Consider the following 794-nt stretch of genomic DNA (forward strand, 5'->3'; position numbering starts at 1 on the left):
AGGTTTAGTGGTTAAGGTGGTATGCGGAGGCTTCTGTATTGCGTGCCTCACACCTTAACAAGGCGTTAAATAGCACGGGAAGTTTGTTTATATGGAAAAAGAAATGTACATTTTTTTGGGAGCAATAGGAGCTGCCCTAATAAGTTATTTTGCACAAAGCCTTAATAGTCGTAACCAGATAAAAATAGCTGAAAAAAATTTAGAGCAGCATTTGCGGTTACAAGATGAAAAAATGGCAGGTGAAAGACTGATTAAAGAAGTTGAATTGGAGCGAAACAAGCTTGAACAATTGCATGTGGTTTTATCACTTTTAGCGTTCGAAAACTCTCAAACAATGAGTTACATGCAGTCGGGCTCTGAAACGGACTTGGACAAATTTAGATCTAGATATATCGACAATACTATTCGCCTACACGAGGCAGAAGCAATCGCGGAGATATATTATCCTGAAATGTTAGAACGCTTGAAAGTGATCTATAGCGAGGCTAATAAGTTTTGGGGCTACCAAGAGCAACTTATACAAACGGATATAAAGGAAAATAGGTCAGGCTGGGAGAGTGCACTTTATAAAGTTCAAGAGTCAGGCACAAAGATATATTCGCACGTAAAAGATTTAAAAGCGGACATTGCTAAACGCGGAAAGTTGCTGAAGCAAGAAATGTTACCATAAGTGCTATTTAACAAACTGTTCAAGAGTGATTCGGCACGCGTGGCATTTTTACTATGCGTTGGTTTTAGTGGTTAAGTGTTATGCAGAGGCATCGGTATTGCGTGCCTCACACCTTAACAGGGCG

Annotated in this window: 1 protein-coding gene; it reads left to right on the forward strand. The window is 39.8% G+C overall.

What is annotated here, in order from left to right; all coding sequences use genetic code 11:
• Positions 1 to 91 precede the first annotated feature (91 nt).
• Positions 92 to 670: a hypothetical protein gene (locus tag KIO97_RS15255; protein ID WP_285383301.1), complete on the forward strand. Its 579-nt coding sequence runs from the start codon at positions 92 to 94 to the stop codon at positions 668 to 670.
• Positions 671 to 794 lie beyond the last annotated feature (124 nt).

This window comes from Vibrio sp. B181a (assembly GCF_030248375.1).
In the GTDB taxonomy this organism is placed as follows: domain Bacteria; phylum Pseudomonadota; class Gammaproteobacteria; order Enterobacterales; family Vibrionaceae; genus Vibrio; species Vibrio campbellii.

Bases quoted from the DNA above. Each gene is read 5' to 3' on its own strand.
- KIO97_RS15255 (WP_285383301.1), top strand. From the start codon at position 92: ATGGAAAAAGAAATGTACATTTTTTTGGGAGCAATAGGAGCTGCCCTA.